The sequence below is a fragment of the Sphingobium sp. CFD-2 genome (genome assembly GCF_024611135.1).
In the GTDB taxonomy this organism is placed as follows: domain Bacteria; phylum Pseudomonadota; class Alphaproteobacteria; order Sphingomonadales; family Sphingomonadaceae; genus Sphingobium; species Sphingobium fuliginis.
In genome coordinates this window covers 1,286,701-1,305,822 of the sequence record NZ_CP084405.1, presented here as the reverse complement: position 1 = coordinate 1,305,822, position 19,122 = coordinate 1,286,701, and the positions used below count along the sequence as shown (strand labels likewise).

Below are 19,122 nucleotides of genomic sequence, written 5' to 3'. Positions count from 1 at the left end.
CTTTATGTTTCTTCGGGAAACAAGGGGAGGAAAACATGTCTGCACATGGCGGTCTGGTGAGACGCTTGCCCGTCGGCGCCGACGATGAACGCGAGATCAAACATGTGCTGCTGCGTTACGCCACCAGCATCGACACGCGGGACTGGCCGCTTTTCCGGACCTGCTTCGCCCAGGATTGCGAGACCGATTACGGCAGCTTCGGACATTGGCGCGGGCCGCGTGAAATCGCCGAATATATGGCCGATGCGCACCGCCACATGGGGCCGACGCTGCACCGCATCACCAATATCGTGATAGAGAAGCGCGACGACCAGGTGCACGCGCGCAGCTATGTCGACGCAATCCTGCCGGAGGCGGCCCAAGGCGGCGTCACCCATCGCGCGGCCGGCTATTATGACGATTGCCTGGTCCGCACATCGGACGGCTGGAAGATTTCCCGTCGAAAGTTCACCATGGTCAAGGCAGGGCTGGATGACTGATCTCAACCGTCAGGTCCTGTTGACGTCGCGTCCGGCGGGAATCGCGCAGGCGGAAAATTTCGCGATCGGGCATGCGCCGATCCAACAGCCCGCGCCGGGCCAGATACTGGTGCGCAATCATTATCTCTCGATCGAACCCGCCATGCGCGGCTGGATCGCCGATGCGGGCAATTATGCCGTGCCCGTCGCCATCGGCTCGGTCATGCGCAGCCTGGCGTCGGGCGAGGTGGTGGCCTCTGCACATCCCGACTATGCTGTCGGCGAGTATGTGTCCGGCTGGTTCGGCTGGCAGGATTACGCCTGTGTCCCAGCCGATGAGGTCGTGCAGCGCACCACCGCGGCCGAGATGCGGGCGTCGCTAGGCATTCTGGGCATCAACGGCATGACGGCCTATCTCGCGCTCACACTGGTCGGCCAGCCCCGCGCAGGCGAGACCATCGCGGTATCCACGGCGGCCGGTGCCGTCGGTTCGGCCGTCGGCCAGATCGCCCACATCCTTGGTTGCCGCACGATCGGCATCGCGGGCGGGCCGACCAAGGTGCGGCGCTGCGTGGAGGAATATGGCTATGACCGCGCCATCGATTATCGGGCCGGGAACATAAGCGCGGCGATCGCCGAACATGCCCCGGAGGGAATCGACATTTATTTCGACAATGTCGCAGGGGCGATCAGCGACTCGGTTCTGCCGCATCTGGCCCAACGCGGGCGCGTCATAGTGTGCGGAACGGCATCGATCGACCGCTGGGATCCATGGCCTATGGGGCCGCGCGTCGAACGGCATCTGCTGGTCAAGCGCGCCCGCATGGAGGGCTTCGTCATCTTCGACCATCTCGATCGCTATGCCGAAGCGACGGCACAATTGCGGACATGGATCGCGCAGGGCCACCTCACCTGGCGCGAGGACATACTGGAGGGGATCGAGGCCTGCCCCGACGCGCTCGCCGGTCTTTATCGCGGCGAAAATGACGGCAAGCGGCTCATCCGTCTCGTCTGATCTGGGAAGAGGACATAACGTCATGGAGTCTCTGGAAGGGCAAATCGCCATCGTTACCGGCGCATCGTCGGGCATCGGCGCTGCCAGCGCCCGTGCGCTTGCTGAAGCGGGCGCAACCCTGGTGCTGGTCGCCCGCCGCGCCGACCGCCTCACCGCACTGGCCGATGAACTGGGCCGTGGCAGCACGGCCTACGCAGCAGATATGGCGGATCCTGACGCGCCGCAAAGGCTGCATGATTTCGTCTTGGGTCACTTCAGCCGGGCCGACATATTGGTCAACAATGCCGGTATGCTGCATGCTGCGCCGATCGACGCATTCGACCTCGACCAACTCCGCCCTATGATCGCGATCAACTATGAGGCAGTGGTGCGCGCCAGCACCCTTTTCGCGCGGACAATGAAGGCGGCCGGAAGAGGGCAGATCATCAACATATCCAGCATCGGCGCGAACATCACCGCCCCCGGCGTGGGCGTCTATGGCGGCCTCAAGCGCGCGCTGGAGGCCTTTACCGACTGTCTTCGCGTCGAGCTTGCCGGATCGGGCGTCAAGGTAGGGATCGTTGCGCCGGGCACGACCAGCACCGAGATTTTCGAGGATATGAAGGCCAGGGGGCAACCGTCCTGGGACAGCTTCATCCCGCCGATGCAACCCCGCGACATTGCGGAAGCCGTCGCCGTCATCGCGCAACAGTCCGAACGCACCAATATCGCGCGCATCCAGGTCTATGCCGCAGCGGACAGTCATTGACGCCCCGGCCTGTGCCGGAGCGTCCTGTCATCAGTCAAGCGTGGCGTAGGCGTCCAGCCGGAACGGATTGACCGCGCCGCCATCGCGCATCTTCGCCACCCATTGCGCGTCCATCAGGAGGGCGCGGCCGACCGCGATCAGGTCGAATTCGCCCCGCGCCATCCTGTCGGCCACCAGCGCCAGATTGTCGGTCATGACGGTCGGCTGCGCGAAGGAGGATTGCAGATCCTTGCTGAGGCCCACGCCGCCGACCGCTATGGTCGGCTTGCCAGTCAGCTTCCTGATCCAGCCCGCCAGCCCCATGTCGGAACCTTCGAAGGCCGGCGCCGTGAAAATGCGGGTGCTGGCGTCGAATATATCCACCCCCGCCTCAACGAGCGGAGCGAGCATCGCTTCCAGTTCCGCCGGCGTCTCCGCATTGCGCGCGTCATAATCCTGCAGCTTCCACTGGGAGAAGCGGAAGATGACCGGAAAGTCGGGGGCGGTCACGGCCCGGATCGCCCGCATCAGTTCGACCGCGAAGCGCGCGCGCTCAGCGATCCCGCCGCCCCAGCGGTCGTCCCGCACATTGGTATGGCGCCACAGGAAACTGTCGATCAGATAGCCATGCGCGCCATGCAGGGCCACGCCATCAAAGCCCACCGCCTTCGCATTGGCCGCGCTGCGGGCGAAGGCGGCAATCAGGTCGCCGATCTCGCTGTCGGTCAGCGGGGCGGTGGGCGTGCGCACCTGTTCCAGATAGTCGGGAGAGACCATCGCCTTGTCGGTCGGCCCCCAAATGCCCGAGGGTCGCGCCGAGGGCGCATCGGGATGATAGCCCGTGCCCGGCACGCGTATGACGCCCTGATGCCACAGCTGAGGGATGATGAGGCCGCCCGCCGCATGCACGCCGTCCACGATGGTGCGCCAGCGCGCGAGCGCTTCGTCGCCATGCAGGACGGGCGAAGCGCCACCCCCCATGGTTTCACGTCCCACGGCGGCGGGATGGTCCACGCCCACCCCTTCGGTAATGATCAGGCCCACATCGGCTTCGGCCCGTCGTCGATAATAGCCCGCCACACCGTCCGAGGGGATGCCGCCCGGCGAGAAATTGCGCGTCATCGGCGCCATCACGAACCGGTTGCGCAGGTGCAGCGAGCCCATTGTGAACGGTGTGTATAAAATCTCGGCCTGCCCCATCAAAGCGATCCTCTCCTCTGCCTGTCAAAAGACCGTGCATCAGGGGACGGGCGCCGAAAACCTATCCTGTGACAGGACATCCGCACCCAGGACCCGCGCATGCTCGGGTCGACTCAGGCGGCTCCGACGGCAAGGGCGGACTGCGGACAGGCCTCGGCGCCTTCCCGGGCCTGCTCCTCCAGTCCTTCGGGAACGATTTCGTCGTCGACATACACGATGCCATTGGCGTCAAGCTTGTACACTTGGGGGCAAATTTCGGCGCACACGCCATAACCGCAGCATGCCGCCTTATCGATCACCACTTTCAGTTTCTGGCTCATCCAGCCTCTCCTTCTTCTTGGCTCACATTACACCTTGAACAGATTTAGTTCAATATGTATAACACGACTCAATCAAGGAAATTCTCCAGGAGAGCAAGATGCTGCACAATGCCGGGCTGACGCTGAGCGACGGAACGACGCTTGACGATCTCATCAACCGCGACATGAACGAGGTGTCGCTGCGCGTGATGAATGACAAGGAGCTGTATGAGCTGGAGATGGAGCGGGTGTTCGCCCGCACCTGGCTGCTCCTTGGCCATGAATCGGAAATTCCCAAGGCCGGCGACTATGTCATGCGCGACATGGCCGAAGACAATGTGATCGTCTCGCGCGACCGCAGCGGCGAAATCCACGTCATGCTGAACGTCTGCCCCCATCGCGGCATGAAGGTCTGCACGGCCGAAGCGGGCAATGCCCACGCTCATCGCTGCATCTACCATGGCTGGGCCTTCCGCTCGGACGGCAGCTTCATCGGCGCCCCAATCGAAAAGGAGCAGATGCACGGCAACAAGCGCTCCAAGGATGAACTGGGACTCAAAAAGGCCCGGGTCCATCTCTATGGCGGCCTGATCTTCGCCACCTGGAACAAGGATCTGTCGTTCGAGGATTATCTGGGCGATGCCAAATTCTACCTCGATCAGCTTTTCTGCCGGACAGACAATGGTCTTGAGATGCTTGGCCCGCCGCAGCGTTTCGTGCTGCCGTGCAACTGGAAGATTCCCGGCGAACAGTCCGGATCGGACGGCTTCCATACCCTGACCCTGCATCGTTCGCTGATGGAAGGCGGCATCATGGGCGGCACGGCCGAGTCGATCTACGACACCGCGCCGGGCATGTATGGCGTCGACCTTTCGGTGCCGCAGGGTCACACGCTGCGTTGCCTGGAGGCGGCGCAGACCTTCAAGATGTTCGCCGACGTCAGCTTCGAAGGAAAAACGACGGAGGAACGGCTCCATCTGCTGCCGCCACCGGGCATCACCAAGGAATTGATCCCGCAGCTGTTCAAGAATCTGTCGGAGGACCAGGTCAAGCAGTTGGCCAACATCCCGCCCCAGGTCGGCGGCATGTTCCCGAACATTCTGATAGCCTTCATCTTCGCCCCCCGCACGGATGGCGGCGCGTCGGGCGCTCTGTCGTTGCACACCTATGTGCCCAAGGGGCCGGACAAGGTGGAGTTCGTGAACTTCATCTTCGCGGAAAAGGATGCGCCGGAAGATGTGAAGCGCGACATGCTCCAGAACGCCATCTGGTCGACCGGCACGTCGGGCACGATCGAGCAGGACGACGCCGACACCTGGCCGCAGATCATGCGCAACTCGCGTGGTCATATGAGCAAGACCGTCACGCTCAAATATCAGGCGCTGCACGGCCATGAGCGTCCCGAAGGATGGGTCGGCGGGGGCGATCTCTATCCCGGCTTCACCAAGGACGACACGCAATGGGCCTGGTGGATGGCCTATTACAATCTGATGGCCGAAGCCTGAGCCGTCGCGACGAGAGAGGACAGATATCATGGTGAACTACGCGACCGCCGCCATCGACAAGACCAGCGTGCTGCGCGGTCTTGTCTCCACCAAGCGGGTGCCGCTCGGGTCGGAAGTCTATAACCGCCTGCTCGAAACCCTCTATGACGAAGCCGCCGCGCTCGACGAACGCCGGTTCGACGACTGGGTGGCCTATCTGGAACAGGATCTGAGCTACACCGCTCCCCTTCGCCTCACCCGCAACGGCCCGAACAAGGACCGCGACGTGGTGCGCACGATGAAGCATTTCGACGAGAATTACGGTTCGATCCTGATGCGGACCGGTCGCCTGGCGAAGAGCGCCTGGGCCGAAGATCCACCATCCCGCACGCGCCGCTTCGTCACCAATGTCCGCATCGCCGAGAGCGAAACGGCTGGCGAATACGAGGTGGTGAGCTACCTCTATGTCGAGCGCAGCCGCCTGGACAATCCGGAGAACGAGACGATCAGCGCCGAACGCCGCGACATCTGGCGGCTGGTTGACGGCGCGTACAAGCTGGCCAGCCGTGAAATCATCGTCGACCAGTCGACGCTGGGCATGTCCAACTTCGCCATCTTCCTCTGACCGGAGCGGCTTAGGTGACGGGAACCCCGCATATCGTGGTCGTCGGCAGCGGCCTTGCCGGCTATGGCGTTCTGCGTGAGCTTCGCAAGCTTGCGCCGGACGCCCGGCTGACGCTGGTCACGCAGGATGACGGGCATTTCTACTCCAAGCCCGCTTTGTCGACCGCACTCGCCAAGGGCAAGGTGGCCGATACGCTGATCACCACGCCGGCGGAAAAGATGGTCGCGCAGTTGAAGCTCGACCTTCGGGCCGGCCGTATCGTCGAAGCGATCGACCGGCAGGACAAGGCCGTTCTGACGACCGGCGGGCCGATCTTCTACGATCGGCTGGTGCTGGCGTTGGGCGCCGATCCGGTTCGCCCGCCGATCGATGGGGACGCCGCGCACCGCGCGCTCGCGGTCAACAATCTCGACAATTATCGCGAGTTCCGGGAAAAATTGCCGGACGGCGCCCGCGTGCTGGTCATGGGCGGAGGCCTTGTCGGCACCGAATTCGCCAACGATCTGTCGGCCAGCGGATATCGGCCGGTGGTCGTCGACATGCTTGGCCACCCCCTCGCCCAACTCGTGCCGCCGGGCGTCGGCCAGATGATCCGGGACGCGCTGGCCGAAAAGGGCGTGGAATGGCATCTGGGCCGCAAGGTGTTGGCCATCCACAAGGGCGACAGCGGCATCCGGGCCGAACTGGACGACGGCCTGGTGATCGAGGCGGCGGCTGTTCTGTCCGCCGTCGGGTTGCGCCCGCATATCGCGCTTGCGCAGGAGGCCGGGCTGGAGGTCGCGCGCGGCATCAAGGTCGATCAGACCGGCCGCACCAGCGATCCCGCCATTTATGCCATCGGCGATTGCGCCGAATATCCGCAGGGATTGGCGGCCTATGTCACCCCGATCATGGCGGCGGCCCGCGCCATCGCGCCCGGTGCGTTGGGCACGCCGACGGACATCCGCTTCCCGCCGCTGTCGGTCCAGGTCAAGACGACCGCCTATCCTGTCGTCCTGCTGCCCGCGCCTGTCGGCGTGGACGGGCAATGGCAGGAAGTCGCCAATGACGAGCGCGGGCTGAAATATCATTATCACGACGCGGACGGAGCGATCCGCGGCTATGTTTTCACGAAAGACTATTGCCAGGACCGCATGGACATGGACCGTGCCCTGAGCGAGCAGATGACAGGAGTGGCAGCGTGACGGGACTGGTGAAGGACAAGGTCGCGATCGTCACCGGCGGCGCGAAGGGGCTGGGTTACGGGATTTCCCGCTGCCTTGCACAGGCGGGCGCGCATCTCCTGATCACCGGCCGGGATGGCGCCGCCGCTGAAACGGTCGCCGCGGACATCACGCAAAGCTTCGGCGTCCGCGCCGTCGGCATGTCCGCCGACATGGGCGTCAAGACCGAAGTAGAGGCGATGATCGAGCGCGCCGTCAGCGAATTTGGCGGGCTGGACATATTGGTCAACAACGCGTCGCAGCTTTCGCCCAACGTCCTCCTCGAACAGAAGACGGATGAGATGCTCCAGCGGACGCTGGAGATCGGCACCTGGGGCAGCTGGTGGGCCATGCGCGCCGCCTTCCCGCATATGAAGGCGCGCGGTGGAGGTTCAATCATCAACTTCTATTCGATCGACGCTCAGACCGGCGCCTGGCTCCACGCCGACTATAATATGAACAAGGGTGCGATCCTGGGGCTTACCCGGACCGCCGCGGTCGAATGGGGACGCTTCAACATCCGCACCAACGCCATCGCGCCGACCGGTATGGGGCAGGTGTTTGCAGACCTCGCGGAAAACGTCCCCGGCTTCCTTGAGATGGCGACAGCCAGCAACCCGCTCAAACGCGCGGGCGATCCCGAAAAGGACATCGGCCCGGTCGTCCTGTTCCTAGCGTCCGAGATGTCGCGCTTCGTCAATGGCGAGCTGATCAATGTGGATGGCGGTCAGCATCTACCAGGCTATGTCAGCGTTCCGCACAACCTCGCCGAGATGGAAGCCCAGACATGAAATTGATGCCGCACACCGACTGGAGTGAAATCGTCGCGACGGATCAGTCCGGCAGCGTCCAGAAGATCATGGACGGCACGTTGCGCGCGATCAACTCCATCGGCGCGCGGCGCCTGTCGATGAGCGACATCAGCGAAAGCAGCGGCGTTTCGCGCGGCACGCTCTACCGTTATTTCGCGTCCAAGGAAGAAGTGCTGGCGGCCTTCAGCGAATATGTTTGCAGCAGCTTCGAAAAAGGCATTGTCGAATCGGGCGAAGGCATTGCCGAACCAATCGAACGCTTCCGCGCGGTGATGCGCTTTTACAGCCGCTTCACGATCGAGCGTTCGCCCGAAGGCATTTTCGAGGTCGAACCGGCCTTCCATCTCAATTTCCTGCGCAATCATTTCGGCCGGCACAAGGCCGCCGTCCAGCGTGCGCTAGAGCCCGTCTTCGACCATTTCGAAAGCCTGATCGGCCAACGGATCAACCGGGACGCCTTCTGCGACACCATGGTCCGCCTGCAACTGAGCACGCTCATCATTCCCGCCACCCCGGATTGGCTGGCCATCTGGAACAGCGCCCCCGATCGATTGTGCGACTGGGCATTGCAGATCGCCGCACACCATAGCGAACATAAGAAAGGATGAACTGATGGCTACTGCCCCCAAGGTGGATAATGAAATCCAGTGCGGCTTCGCCGAAAAGGCCGTCGCCGACGCGATGGTGGAAAAGGCGCGCAGCTTTCGCGCCTTCCTGCAGGCCGAAGCGCCCGAGGGCGAAAAGCGGCGCAGCCCTACGCCCGCCGTCGACAAGATGCTGAAGGAAGAGGGATTCCTGCGCATGCTGCTGCCGCAACGGCTGGGCGGCATGGGCCTTTCCCCTACGGATTTCTGCCGGGTGCAGATGGAGGTCGCCAAGGGCGATCCCGCGATCAGCTGGGTGATCCAGATCATCAACGGCACAAGCTGGATCACCAGCCTTGCGCCCGATGGCGTGCAGGAGGCTGTGTTCGGCGACGGTCCCCAGGCGGTCTGTGGCGCCTACAACCCGCCCGGCAAGGCCCGCAAGGTCGACGGCGGCTGGATCATCAATGGCACATGGCCCTATATGTCAGGGTCGCGGCAGTCGAACTGGGCGCAGCAGGGCGTCGTGCTTGAGGGCTATGACGGCCCGGTCGTCCCTGGCATCAGCATGTGCTATCTGCCAATGGACAGCATGACCATCCAGGACACCTGGTTCGTTTCCGGCATGCAGGGCACCGGGTCCGACACGGCGGTCGCCAAGGATGTCTTCATTCCCGAAGCCCAGATGGTGCTGATGGATGAACGCGCCGGCCAGATCGACCGGACCAAGCGCCATTTCGGCGCGCCCTCCGATCTGCTGCCCGCCGTCCCGGTCGTCCGCACCACGGGCATCGCGCAACTGATCGGCGCGGTCGAAGCCATGTTGGAGATCGTCACCGCAGAGTCGCCCAAGAAGCCGGTGCTGACGACGATAATCGGCCCCCGCACCAAGTCAGGCGCCTATATGCGCGATCTGGGCGAAGCGGCGGCGATGATCGATACCGCCAAGCTGATCCTGTTCGACCTGACCGCCAAACTGGATCGCGTCGGTCTGGGCGAAGAATTCACCCTTGCGGAAAAGGCGAAGCAGCGCGCAGGCGGCGCGCAGATGATCGAACTGGTTCATGGCGCCAGCGAGTCGCTGATGTTCCAGGCCGGTTCTTCGGGCTTCGCACTGGATAAGCCGATCAACCGCTACTGGCGGGACATTTCGATGGCGCTGCGGCACATCCAGAATATCCCGACCATCGGCTATGAGATCTATGGCCGGAATCTGACCGGCGCCGATCCGATCTCGCCGCCCGGCGCCTATTGAGGTCGAAAGAAGGGTCGCCCCTTTCCCAGCGGGCGACCCTCTCTTTTCCGCCGCCCGGCCGCATTCATCACGACAATAGGGGAATGCCATGCGGGCCGCCCTGATCGACAGCGATGGCGGCTTCGCGCTGGCCGATCATCCCGAACCGACCGCGCAGCCCGGCTATCGCGTCATCGACGTTGCCGCCGCCGGAATTGGGCCCACCGACCTCATGCGCGCGAAGGGCTTTTTCGGTCCCGTCGACGCGCCCTATGTGCCTGGCGGCGAGGGTATCGGGCATCTGGATGATGGAAGCCGCGTCTACTTCGGCCATAGCAGGCCGCCCTTCGGCGCGATCGCGGAACGCACGCTGGTGGCCGAGGAGGAAATCTGGCCTGCTCCGGACGGCCTTTCCGACGACCAGCTGATCGCCCTCGCCATCTCCGGCACCGGCGCGCTGATCCCTCTGGAAGAGGCGCGGATCGCGAAGGGCGAGTCCGTCCTCATTCTCGGCGCGACCGGCCCGGTCGGGCAGATCGGCGCGCAGGTCGCCCGGCTGCTGGGCGCGGGCCGCGTCGTGGCGGCGGCGCGCAGCCGCGAACGGCTGGAGGCCATGCAGGCCGCCGGTCATGCCGATGCGATCGCCCTGTTGGGCGAGGGCGATGACGAGGCGGCGCTGAAAGCGGTCTCGGAACGCGGCTATGACGTCGTGCTCGACATCATCTATGGTCCACCCGCGCAAGCGGCGATGCGCGCCACGCGGCCCGGCGCGCGCATGATGAGCATCGGCGTGCAAGCCGGACCGACGGTCACGCTGTCCCTGCGCGATCTCGTCTTCCGCAGCCATATCGGCGTCGGCACCGGGCAACGCCCCGCCAGCGAGCGCCGCGCCGCCTATGACCGGCTGATCGCCATGGCGATGACGCGGGGCCTGACGGTCGACACAACACGCTATGCCTTTGCCGATGCCGCCGACGCCTGGGCGGCGCAGGCCGGCAGTCCCCATGGCAAGATCGTCATCACCCGCTGATCCCATGGACGCACCTGCCTTTATCGACCCTACCGTCCGCATTTTCGGCGATGTGCGGCTGAGCGACGATTGCAGCCTCTGGCCCTATGCCGTCGTCCGGTCCGAACGGGCGCATGTCTCGATCGGGCGCTGCGCCAGCATACAGGATCATGCGATGGTCCATATCGGCTGGGACGATCCCACGATCATCGGCGATTATTGCACCATCGGCCATCGCGCGGTGGTCCATGGCTGCACCATAGAGCCTGCCTGCCTGATCGGTATCGGCGCGACCATCATGGAGCGCTGCGTCATAGGGCGCGGCTCGATCGTCGCCGGACACAGTTTCCTGCCGCCCGACAGCGTGATTCCACCCCATTCGCTTGTTATCGGCACGCCCGGCCGTGTCGTCCGCCGCATCGACAAGCTGCGCGCGAACATCGTCGACGCGCTGCTCTATCGGGACAATGGACGCGCTTATGCCACAGGCGCCCATCGCATCTGGGAGCATGCCGACATGGCGAAGCTGGGTGACGAAGCCGATGCTATTCTTGCACGCGAAGCTGCAGGCTGGGATGACAGCGGCATAGGCGAGGCCACAGGATAAGAGAGCGACCATGCCGGACACGACCGATATTGCTAGAGACGCCATGCTGGACCTGCTGTTCCGCGACGCTCGCACCCATAATCAATGGAGCGCCCGGCCGCTTTCGGACGAGACCGTCCGACGCCTGTACGATCTCGCCAAATGGGGGCCTACGACGGCAAACAGCAATCCGGGCCGCTTCGTCTTCGTCCGCTCGGAGGCCGCGAAGGCGCGCCTCAAACCCCATCTGAGCGCGGGCAATGTGGACAAGGTGATGCAGGCGCCCTGCACCGTGATCATCGCGGGCGACACGCGGTTCTACGAATTTTACGGCAAGCTTTTCCCAACGCGCGACATGCGCAGCACGTTCGAGGGCAAGAACGCGCTGATCACGGACACTCTGGCGCGTTCTTCGACACTGCAAGGCGCCTATCTGATCATGGCGGCGCGGGTGCTGGGCCTGGATTGCGGCCCCATGTCGGGCTTCGATCAGGCCGGCACCGATGCGGAATTTTTCCCGGACGGCCGGTGGAAGAGCAATTTCCTGTGCAATATCGGCTATGGTGACCCGGCCGGGCTCTTTCCCCGCAACCCTCGGCTCGATTTCGAAGAGGCCTGTCTCGACCTCTGATGCCGAGGGAGGCGGCCGCCACAAAGCGATCGCCTCCCGCCGTTCAGCTTGCGGGCGTCCATACCAGCGGCAGCGCGACCGGCTGGATCATCCCCAGATGGCATTCCACCTGATGGCCGGGCGCGATGCGGAAGTCGGGAATGCGGGCGAGAAACTCCTCCATCGCGATCCGCAGCTCGCGCCGCGCCAGATGCATGCCGACGCAGGTATGGATGCCGAAGCCGAAACCGACATGCCGTGGCCGCCGGTCGAGCCGAACCTCGGCAGGCGCGTCGAACTCGGCCGGATCACGGCCGGCGAGCGTGGTCGACATCGCCACCTTGTCGCCGGGCATGAAGCGGATGCCGGCCACTTCGGTTTCCTTCTTGCAGGTTCTGAAGGTGGTCACCGCGCCATAAGCCCGCATCAGCTCATCTATGGCGTGCGGGATTTCCGACGGATTCGCGCGCAGAAAGGCCTGATCCTGCGGATGGCTGCCCAAATGCCGGAAATGCAGGCCCATATTGGTCGAAACCGTGTCCAGACCGCCGATGAACAGGTTGAACATGAAGCCCAACAGTTCGTCGTCGGTCAGCGCCCGGCCATTGATCTGTCCCTTTACGCCGAAACTGATGAGGTCATCGCGTGGATTGGCCCGCCTGTCCTCGATCTCTCCGCCCAGATAGGCAAGCACGCTACGCGTCGCCTCCGCGATCTTGGACAGATCATGATTGTGGAGCAGGTTCATTTCCCACTCCATGAACTCGCTCATCCGATCGTGCGGCAGGCCCATCAGTTCCATGAACACCTTGATGGGGAATTCAAAGGCAAAATCGCCCATGAACTCGCACTGGCCGCGCGGGGCGAAGGCGTCGATATATTCCACCGCATAGAGCCGGATCTTGTCTTCCAGCGCCGCCATCGCCTTGGGTGTGAAGGCCGGGTTGACCATCTGGCGAAAAGGCCCGTGGGCAGGCGGATCGAGTTCCGCTGGCGAGTTGATCCAGTTCCCCCCCACCAGCTTGGAGAAAGGCGAAAAGTCGGTCGAGGAGAAATGATCGGTGTCGAGATATATCTCGCGCAGATGCGCCATGCGGCGCGGCACCCAGGCGGGCGTGCCCCCCGGATAGGCGTGGGTGGCGTAGATGATGTCAGGCCCCTCATGCACCTGCATCGCCAGATCGTCGAACGGATCCTCTGTCGTCGTCATGCCGAAGATGAAGGGGAAATCCCGGCTCACCAGTTCGGGCGGCACATGATCGGGGATCGGTTGCTCGGGAAACATCATCGCACTGGCTCTCCTTGTCGTCTTTGCCGGAAATTTCGGGCGGACATTGGGCCGCCGCCCAGGCGCCAGGCACCTGTCCTTCAGAAGGATCGCGGCAGCCCCAGGCTTTCCGCGATGCCGTTGCGCACCATTTCGTTGGTGATGGGACCGATGCGCCACAGGCGGCTGTCACGCCAGTAACGCTGCATGTCGGTTTCCGCCGAATAGCCCATGCCCCCCAATATCTGGATGCCCATGTCCGCCGCGGCATTGGCGTTTTCGGACGCCATGAGCTTGAGCATATTGGCCTCGACGCCGACATTCTCGCCCCGGCTCTGCTTGTGCGCGCAATAATGCAGCATCAGTTCGGTCGTCTTCTGCATGGTCGCCATGTCGGCGACATAATGTTGCAGGCTCTGGAAGCGGCCGATGATCCCGCCAAAGGCCCTGCGTTGTTTCATATAGTCCAGCGCGTCTTCCAGCACGCCATCGATGACGCCCAGGCAGAAGGCGCCGACCATGATGCGCTCGTTGTTGAGCGTGGGCAGCAGCATGTACCAGGCCTTGTCGGGTTCACCCAGAACATGCTCGTCCGCGACGAGCGCATTCTCGAAATGAACGGAACAGCTGCCCATCGACCGCATACCCAGCTTGGCCAGTGGCGTGATCGTCACGCCCGGCGTCTTCGTCGGCACCCAGAAGAGGGTCAGGCCCTGATGCTTCTTCTCGACGCCCCTGTCGCTTCGCGCGATCACCAGCAGATAATTGGCGACATGGGCAGAGGAGGACCAGATCTTCTCGCCATTGAGCCTCCACCCGCCATCGACCCGGTCGGCCGTGGTGGCCATCGCGCCGAGCAGGTCCGTGCCGCCGCCCGGCTCGGTGAAGGCGATCGCAGCCTTCAGCTGGCCCGTCGCGATCAGCGGGAGATATTTCGCTTTTTGTTCGGCCGACCCGTAAAGCCCGATGGATTTGGACCCTGCAAAGCTGGTGATGCCCCATATCCATGCCAGGCCGCCCAGCGACCGGGCCAGTTCCCGCGCCAGCAGCATCTGCATGACGACGTCGCCGCCCTGCCCGTCATAATCCTCCGCTATGCCGACGCCGTGGAAACCCGCTTCGGTGAACTTGTCCCACAGCGCGAAGGGATAATGATGCTCGTCCTTTTCCAGCGCGCGCGCCCAGTCCTTGGGCACTTCGCTGTTCACCCAGCGGCGCACCATGTCGCGGAAAGAGCGATATTCTTCGGGCAGTTCGAAATCCATTGTCAGTCCTTTTGGTGTTGGTCCAGACCGCCGCCCGCCATGGCCTCGGCATCGCACAGGGCGATCAGGCGCGCCGCCATCCGGTCGAGGCAGGCCAGCACGCCGTCCTGATCGCCCGCCAGAAAGGCCTGCAGTATCGCCTCATGCTCGCGGAGGCCGCTTTCGCGGAGGGTCGTGATGCCATGCAGAAAAATGAAGCGAGCGATCAGCCCGCGCCGGTCCAGCGTCGACCGCAACAATTCACGGCTCTCCGAGGCCTTGATGAAGATCGTGTGGAAATCGAGCCCGGCCATGATCGCGGCCATATATTCGCCGCTCGGCAATGCCGCGCTATAGCGCGCGATCGCTCGTTTCAGCGTCCGGATCTCCGCAGCGCCGATGCGGGGCATGCCCCAGGCATAACCCAGCCGCCACAGTTCGGCCTGCACGCGGATCAGGTCACGGGTCACGTCAGGGTCGATCGGCGTCGCCCGCTTCAACCGGTGGGTTTCGACTTCGACCAGCCCTTCGGACGCCAGTGTGCCCAGCGCTTCCCTGACCGGCGTCGCGCTGACATTCAGGTCCTGCGCCAGCGCCGTTTCCCGCAGCAGCGCGCCGGGCGGAATGACACCCGCCACGATCCTCGATCGCAACACCGCCGCCACGGCCTGGCGCCGCGTCGCCGGGGATTGCAAAATCTCGGGCGAGTCAAGCCGTTCAAGGGCGGATGTCCAATAGACCATGGATGTATCCTGCGATTCCATATTCTATAGAATGCAGCACCGTGAAACGGTCCGTTCCTCTCCAAGGATAGGGTGTCGGGACAGCGAACCGCTATAGGGCCGCTGCATGAAATGCCCGAAATGCAAAACGCCGCAGAACGGTTATGGCGGGTGGTGCCGCGCTTGCGGCCATGCTGGCGGCAATGTTCGCCGGGCGCTGCTGTGGACGTTGATACCCACATTGATGATCGCGGTCCTGTTGCTCGCCCGGATCGGCTATGCCGAAGTCACGCGGCAGGGCAGCAGCCGCAACAGCTACAGTAACGCCATCGAAACCCAGAATGCGAGCGGCCGCAGCGCTGCCTTTGCCAAGCTCATGCATGATGCAGGGCAGACATGCTCGCGCACGTCCAAATCCCTGTTCAGGGGAGATATCGGCACTAACGCGGCCTGGGCGCTGCGCTGCGAGGATAGCGGCGACTGGCTGGTTCTGATCGCGTCCAACGGCGCGACGCGCATCGCGAGCTGTGGTCCGCTGAACAAGGCCGGGACGCCCTGCTGGACCCAGCTCTAGCGCCTCGGCCTTTTCTGGAGTCGACGCTCTCCGATTGCAGTCCGGGTAGGCCGGTCAGCCGAACCCCTCCCCGCTCCGCCACCAGCCAAGGCCGCGCGCGGCCTGCATCATCATATCCCATGCCTGCGCGCTGGCCGTTGCGATGGCGGCGGGGTCTGCTCCCAGACCGGCGAACGTGCGCTCGATCATCTCGTCGACATAGGCGCGTGGCTCGACCGACCGGAGCATCAGGCGCCGCCGCGCCTCGATCGTCATGCCGACGATCAGATCCACTGCCACCTCGATCGACCGGAACTGCATCTGCCCGCCATCCAGCGCGGCCTTCAGCGCATCGCGCACCAGCAGGTCGAACATGCTCGCCCGCGCGAAATAATCGACATAGTCGACGCGGCAGGTAAAGCCGCCCCAGCGCGGATCATGCCAGGCCCGCGCCATCGCCATCGCCGCGCCGCCGACCGCCCGGACCAGCGGGTCCGCCACATCGTCGAACAGCCTGCGAAAATCGGCGATCAGGTCCGCGGTCATCCGCTCGCCCAATTCATTCACCGCAGCGTCGAGGGACTCGAAATATTTGTAGAAGCTGCCGCGCGATACGCCCGCCGCGCAAATCACGTCATCGATCACCAGACTGCCGCTGCCCTGCCCCGGCTGATACAGGTCGAGCACGGCGTCCAGCAGCCGCTCGCGCATCCGGGCGCGCCTGATCGCAGCCGCCGCCGTGCGCGGATCGACATCAGCGGGAGCAGGCGCGGCGTCGGACATCGCCTCCCTATTGCATCGGGTGGAAATAGCGCGCAAGCAGGCTGCCATCCTCGCCGAATATATAATGTTCGATGCTGTGCACGCAGACAGGATGCCCGTCATATTCACCTTCGTTGCGGACATAGATGACGGCTTCGTTGCCGCTCACCTTCACATCCTCGACGAACAGTTTCCATCCGACATATTGCGCGCACAGGGCCTCCAGCTTGTCCCAGCCCTCCTGCACCGGGCCGGTGGCCGGGTCCTGCACCTTGAATCCGCCCGGCGCGATTGCGCGGAAGGCCGCCATGAAATCGTCGATACGGCCCTCGCTGAACATCTCGGCCTGGGTCTTCAGGAATGTCGCGATTTCCTGTGCGGTCGGTTGTGTCATGATATGTCCTTCTCCTGTCATTTCGGTTCCCCCCAGACCGGGGCCGGCGTGATGTCGGGCAGCAGGGCGATATTGGATCGCAGGCCGGTAATCGCCCGGCCATATAGCTCGATGGAAAGCTGTCCGTTCAACGCATTGTGACGGGTGCCGACGCTCAGGTCGCGCCAGATCCGCTGCAAGGGGCTGGAAAGGGCGAAGGCGCCCGGCCCGGCGATATCCATCAACCGGTTGCCCGCCGCGCGCAACAATTCCATCGCATAGCCGCAATCGGCCTGTATCTGAGCCTTGTCGAAGCCGGTGAGCACGCGGCATTGCGCGGTTTCGTCCAACATCCCGGCGGCACGGCGCACATGCAACCAGGCCGAATCGATCTCCATCGCCGCGCGGCCGGTCATGCCGACCAGAGCCTCCGAACCGCTCTGCCCGGCATAGGTCCAGCCCACTATCTGTCGCCTGGGCATCGCCTGCACCACGCCTTCGAGCAATGCCGTCGCCGCGCCCAGCATCGGCGCGAGCACGCCCAGCGGAAATAGCGGCTCCATCGGCCATCGGTCGCGCGGTTCCAACCCCTCCATCGCCAGGATCGCCTCGGCCGGCGGCGTACGCGACGACCAGAGGATCAGGTCGTCCGGCACGAACAGATCCCGCGCGACGATCATGTTGCTGCCGGAACCGGCCATGCCCGCGACATGCCAATTGTCCTCGATCGAACAAGCAGGGTCGCGCAGATCCAGAAATGCCAGAGCCGGTTCAACACCCCCATCCGTTTCGATCATGACGCCGTTCAGCGCCCAATCGGCGTGCAGGCACCCCGATCCATAACCCCAGCGCCCCGACACGCGATAGCCGCCCGACACCGCAACCGCTTTGCCCGAAGGCGCGGAGGCACTGCAAAACAGTTCCTCGCCGGTCTGGAACAGCCGCTCCGTCATGGCCGGCGGCAGCGCGAACGCCGTTCCGGTAATTCCTGACAGCAGACCATAGGCCCAGGCAGTGCCGACGCAGCCCTTGGCCAGTTCGGCAACTGTCTCGATATGGGTGGTCAGCCTGTGGCCTGGCCCACCGGCGCGTTCGGGCGCCGTGATATGGAACAGGCCGGATGCGCGCAACGCCCCCATCACCGCCGGAACGATCCGCCGCTCGCGTTCGCACGCGGCGGCATGGTTCTCCAGCAAGGGCCGCAGCGACGCGGCGATGCCTACTGGGTCGGCCACGAAGGCCACGGGCCGCTTGTGCGCCGGACGTTCTTCTACCGTTTCAGATCGCATCCGAATCATCGCTCCTCGCCGTTTCCGAATATAATGACGTTATTGTCATTATACGGCAAGCACGTCCGGGCGGTCCTATCCGTCCCACCGTCCTGCGAACCGTTGAATTTTCGTTTCGACGCGCCCTGCCTCCCGATAGGCTGTAGGCGGACGCTCCTCTTCTAGGGTCCGCGCAATCGCCGACAGCGCCGATAAGGCCGGCTCCAAGAGAGGACTTGCACCGATGCGTAAAATCGACCTTCCGCCCTTCGATCGCGCAGCTTTCGCCGACAAATATGGTCCCTGGGCCATCATCGCTGGCGCCTCCGAAGGCACCGGCGCCTGCTATGCGGAACAACTGGCCGCCATGGGCATCCATCTGGTGCTGGTCTCCCGGCGGCAGGAAGCGCTCGATGCACTGGGTCAGCGGTTGGCAACCGAACATGGCATCGAATATCGTGCCATCACCGCCGACCTCACCGAACAGAGCGCGGGAAGCCGACTGGTAGAGGCGACCGCCGATCTGGACATCGGCCTCTATATTTCCAATGCCGGCGCGGACGGCGCGGGCAACAGTTTCTTCGGCGAACCGGTCGATCGTTCGCTTCGGCTGCTCACCATGAACGCGGCCAATGTGCTGGAAGCGGTGCATGGCTTTGGCAATCGCTTCCTGAAGCGCGGCAAGGGTGGGGTCGTCGTCATGTCGTCCGGCGCGGGCCTTGGCGGGCAGCCCTGGCTGGTCATGTATTCCGCGACCAAGGCGTTCGAACTCAACTTCGTCGAATCGCTCTGGGCCGAGCTGGAAGGACAGAATGTCGATATCGTCGGTATCGCGGCCCCCATCATGGATACCCCGACCCTGCGCCGCGCGACCGAGGGGCTGGGAATGGATTATTCCATGGCCTATGATCCGGCCGATGTCTGCGCGCTCGCCCTTGCCAGCCTGGGCAAGGAACCGTTGGTGATCGTTCCCGATGGTCCGGACGAGGAGAAAATCCCGCAGATCCAGGCCGACCGCAAGACCCGCCTCGTAGCGCTGGCCGAATGGGGCAAGGCCTATACCGCCGCGGCGAACGGCTGACCGGGCA

22 protein-coding genes are annotated in these 19,122 nt (G+C 63.9%); 14 read left to right on the top strand and 8 right to left on the bottom strand.

The genetic code is table 11. The annotated features are described in order from the left end of the window. Positions 1-35 precede the first annotated feature (35 nt). From LDB29_RS06345 to LDB29_RS06335, 3 genes are read left to right on the top strand one after another with little or no spacing between them, the layout of a single operon-like run. Positions 36-479: a nuclear transport factor 2 family protein gene (locus LDB29_RS06345; protein WP_044662241.1), complete on the top strand. Its 444-nt coding sequence runs from the start codon at positions 36-38 to the stop codon at positions 477-479. Further along, positions 472-1,473, top strand: a complete 1,002-nt coding sequence (locus LDB29_RS06340) for an NADP-dependent oxidoreductase (RefSeq protein ID WP_044662240.1) — start codon at positions 472-474, stop codon at positions 1,471-1,473. Before LDB29_RS06345 ends, LDB29_RS06340 begins: the two co-directional genes overlap by 8 nt. Before the next feature lie 22 nt (positions 1,474-1,495). Beyond that, on the top strand, positions 1,496-2,221 hold the full coding sequence (locus LDB29_RS06335; protein ID WP_044662239.1) for an SDR family oxidoreductase: 726 nt from the start codon (positions 1,496-1,498) through the stop codon (positions 2,219-2,221). Between the two features lie 30 nt (positions 2,222-2,251). Here LDB29_RS06335 and LDB29_RS06330 read toward each other — a convergent pair whose 3' ends face one another. Both LDB29_RS06330 and LDB29_RS06325 read right to left on the bottom strand, forming a co-directional pair. After that, entirely contained in the window at positions 2,252-3,400 is a 1,149-nt protein-coding gene (locus tag LDB29_RS06330; protein WP_076605696.1) for an NADH:flavin oxidoreductase, read from the bottom strand. A gap of 113 nt (positions 3,401-3,513) precedes the next feature. Further along, entirely contained in the window at positions 3,514-3,720 is a 207-nt protein-coding gene (locus LDB29_RS06325; protein WP_044662237.1) for a ferredoxin, read from the bottom strand. 98 nt (positions 3,721-3,818) lie between these two features. On the opposite strand from LDB29_RS06325, the gene LDB29_RS06320 reads away from it, so the two are divergent. The 9 genes from LDB29_RS06320 to LDB29_RS06280 all read left to right on the top strand — a co-directional run bounded on the left by LDB29_RS06320 (position 3,819) and on the right by LDB29_RS06280 (position 11,866). Further along, a complete protein-coding gene (locus tag LDB29_RS06320) occupies positions 3,819-5,204 on the top strand; it encodes an aromatic ring-hydroxylating dioxygenase subunit alpha (protein ID WP_044662236.1) in 1,386 nt (461 codons plus the stop codon). Between the two features lie 28 nt (positions 5,205-5,232). Next, on the top strand, positions 5,233-5,808 hold the full coding sequence (locus LDB29_RS06315; protein ID WP_044662235.1) for a 3-phenylpropionate/cinnamic acid dioxygenase subunit beta: 576 nt from the start codon (positions 5,233-5,235) through the stop codon (positions 5,806-5,808). A gap of 14 nt (positions 5,809-5,822) precedes the next feature. Continuing rightward, positions 5,823-6,992 (top strand): NAD(P)/FAD-dependent oxidoreductase, encoded by a 1,170-nt coding sequence (locus LDB29_RS06310; RefSeq protein WP_044662234.1) that lies wholly within the window; start codon positions 5,823-5,825, stop codon positions 6,990-6,992. After that, entirely contained in the window at positions 6,989-7,801 is an 813-nt protein-coding gene (locus LDB29_RS06305) for an SDR family NAD(P)-dependent oxidoreductase (RefSeq protein WP_044662233.1), read from the top strand. The genes LDB29_RS06310 and LDB29_RS06305 overlap by 4 nt, the downstream gene beginning before the upstream one ends. After that, positions 7,798-8,430, top strand: coding sequence for a TetR/AcrR family transcriptional regulator (locus tag LDB29_RS06300; protein WP_044662232.1), 633 nt, complete (start codon positions 7,798-7,800; stop codon positions 8,428-8,430). Before LDB29_RS06305 ends, LDB29_RS06300 begins: the two co-directional genes overlap by 4 nt. A gap of 4 nt (positions 8,431-8,434) precedes the next feature. Continuing rightward, a complete protein-coding gene (locus tag LDB29_RS06295) occupies positions 8,435-9,661 on the top strand; it encodes an acyl-CoA dehydrogenase family protein (protein ID WP_235600739.1) in 1,227 nt (408 codons plus the stop codon). A gap of 88 nt (positions 9,662-9,749) precedes the next feature. Next, positions 9,750-10,670: a zinc-binding alcohol dehydrogenase family protein gene (locus tag LDB29_RS06290; protein WP_044662230.1), complete on the top strand. Its 921-nt coding sequence runs from the start codon at positions 9,750-9,752 to the stop codon at positions 10,668-10,670. Between the two features lie 4 nt (positions 10,671-10,674). Then, positions 10,675-11,256, top strand: a complete 582-nt coding sequence (locus LDB29_RS06285) for a gamma carbonic anhydrase family protein (protein WP_044662229.1) — start codon at positions 10,675-10,677, stop codon at positions 11,254-11,256. A 10-nt stretch (positions 11,257-11,266) separates the two neighbouring features. After that, the gene (locus LDB29_RS06280) at positions 11,267-11,866 is read left to right on the top strand and encodes a malonic semialdehyde reductase (protein WP_044662228.1); all 600 of its coding nucleotides are present in this window, start codon (positions 11,267-11,269) and stop codon (positions 11,864-11,866) included. Positions 11,867-11,909: 43 nt separating this feature from the next. Here the strand turns inward: LDB29_RS06280 and LDB29_RS06275 are convergent, their stop codons facing one another. The 3 genes from LDB29_RS06275 to LDB29_RS06265 form a co-directional block, all read right to left on the bottom strand. Further along, positions 11,910-13,133: a cytochrome P450 gene (locus LDB29_RS06275; RefSeq protein ID WP_044662227.1), complete on the bottom strand. Its 1,224-nt coding sequence runs from the start codon at positions 13,131-13,133 to the stop codon at positions 11,910-11,912. Positions 13,134-13,213: 80 nt separating this feature from the next. Continuing rightward, entirely contained in the window at positions 13,214-14,377 is a 1,164-nt protein-coding gene (locus LDB29_RS06270; RefSeq protein ID WP_044662226.1) for an acyl-CoA dehydrogenase family protein, read from the bottom strand. 2 nt (positions 14,378-14,379) lie between these two features. Then, complete coding sequence (locus tag LDB29_RS06265; RefSeq protein ID WP_235600738.1) at positions 14,380-15,099, bottom strand: GntR family transcriptional regulator; 720 nt, start codon at positions 15,097-15,099, stop codon at positions 14,380-14,382. Between the two features lie 106 nt (positions 15,100-15,205). Between LDB29_RS06265 and LDB29_RS06260 the strand changes: the two genes are divergently transcribed. Continuing rightward, positions 15,206-15,652 carry a hypothetical protein gene (locus LDB29_RS06260; protein ID WP_235600737.1) on the top strand — a complete coding sequence of 149 codons (447 nt, stop codon included), beginning with the start codon at positions 15,206-15,208 and terminating at the stop codon, positions 15,650-15,652. 54 nt (positions 15,653-15,706) lie between these two features. Here LDB29_RS06260 and LDB29_RS06255 read toward each other — a convergent pair whose 3' ends face one another. Genes LDB29_RS06255 through LDB29_RS06245 form a run of 3 tightly spaced genes read right to left on the bottom strand, consistent with a single transcriptional unit; the run spans position 15,707 to position 18,055 of the window. Further along, complete coding sequence (locus LDB29_RS06255; RefSeq protein WP_044662224.1) at positions 15,707-16,414, bottom strand: TetR/AcrR family transcriptional regulator; 708 nt, start codon at positions 16,412-16,414, stop codon at positions 15,707-15,709. 7 nt (positions 16,415-16,421) lie between these two features. Further along, positions 16,422-16,787 carry a hypothetical protein gene (locus LDB29_RS06250; RefSeq protein WP_009823784.1) on the bottom strand — a complete coding sequence of 122 codons (366 nt, stop codon included), beginning with the start codon at positions 16,785-16,787 and terminating at the stop codon, positions 16,422-16,424. A 17-nt stretch (positions 16,788-16,804) separates the two neighbouring features. Then, entirely contained in the window at positions 16,805-18,055 is a 1,251-nt protein-coding gene (locus LDB29_RS06245; RefSeq protein ID WP_235600736.1) for an acyl-CoA dehydrogenase family protein, read from the bottom strand. 223 nt (positions 18,056-18,278) lie between these two features. On the opposite strand from LDB29_RS06245, the gene LDB29_RS06240 reads away from it, so the two are divergent. Further along, entirely contained in the window at positions 18,279-19,115 is an 837-nt protein-coding gene (locus tag LDB29_RS06240; RefSeq protein WP_044662222.1) for an SDR family oxidoreductase, read from the top strand. The last annotated feature ends 7 nt before the right edge of the window (positions 19,116-19,122 follow it).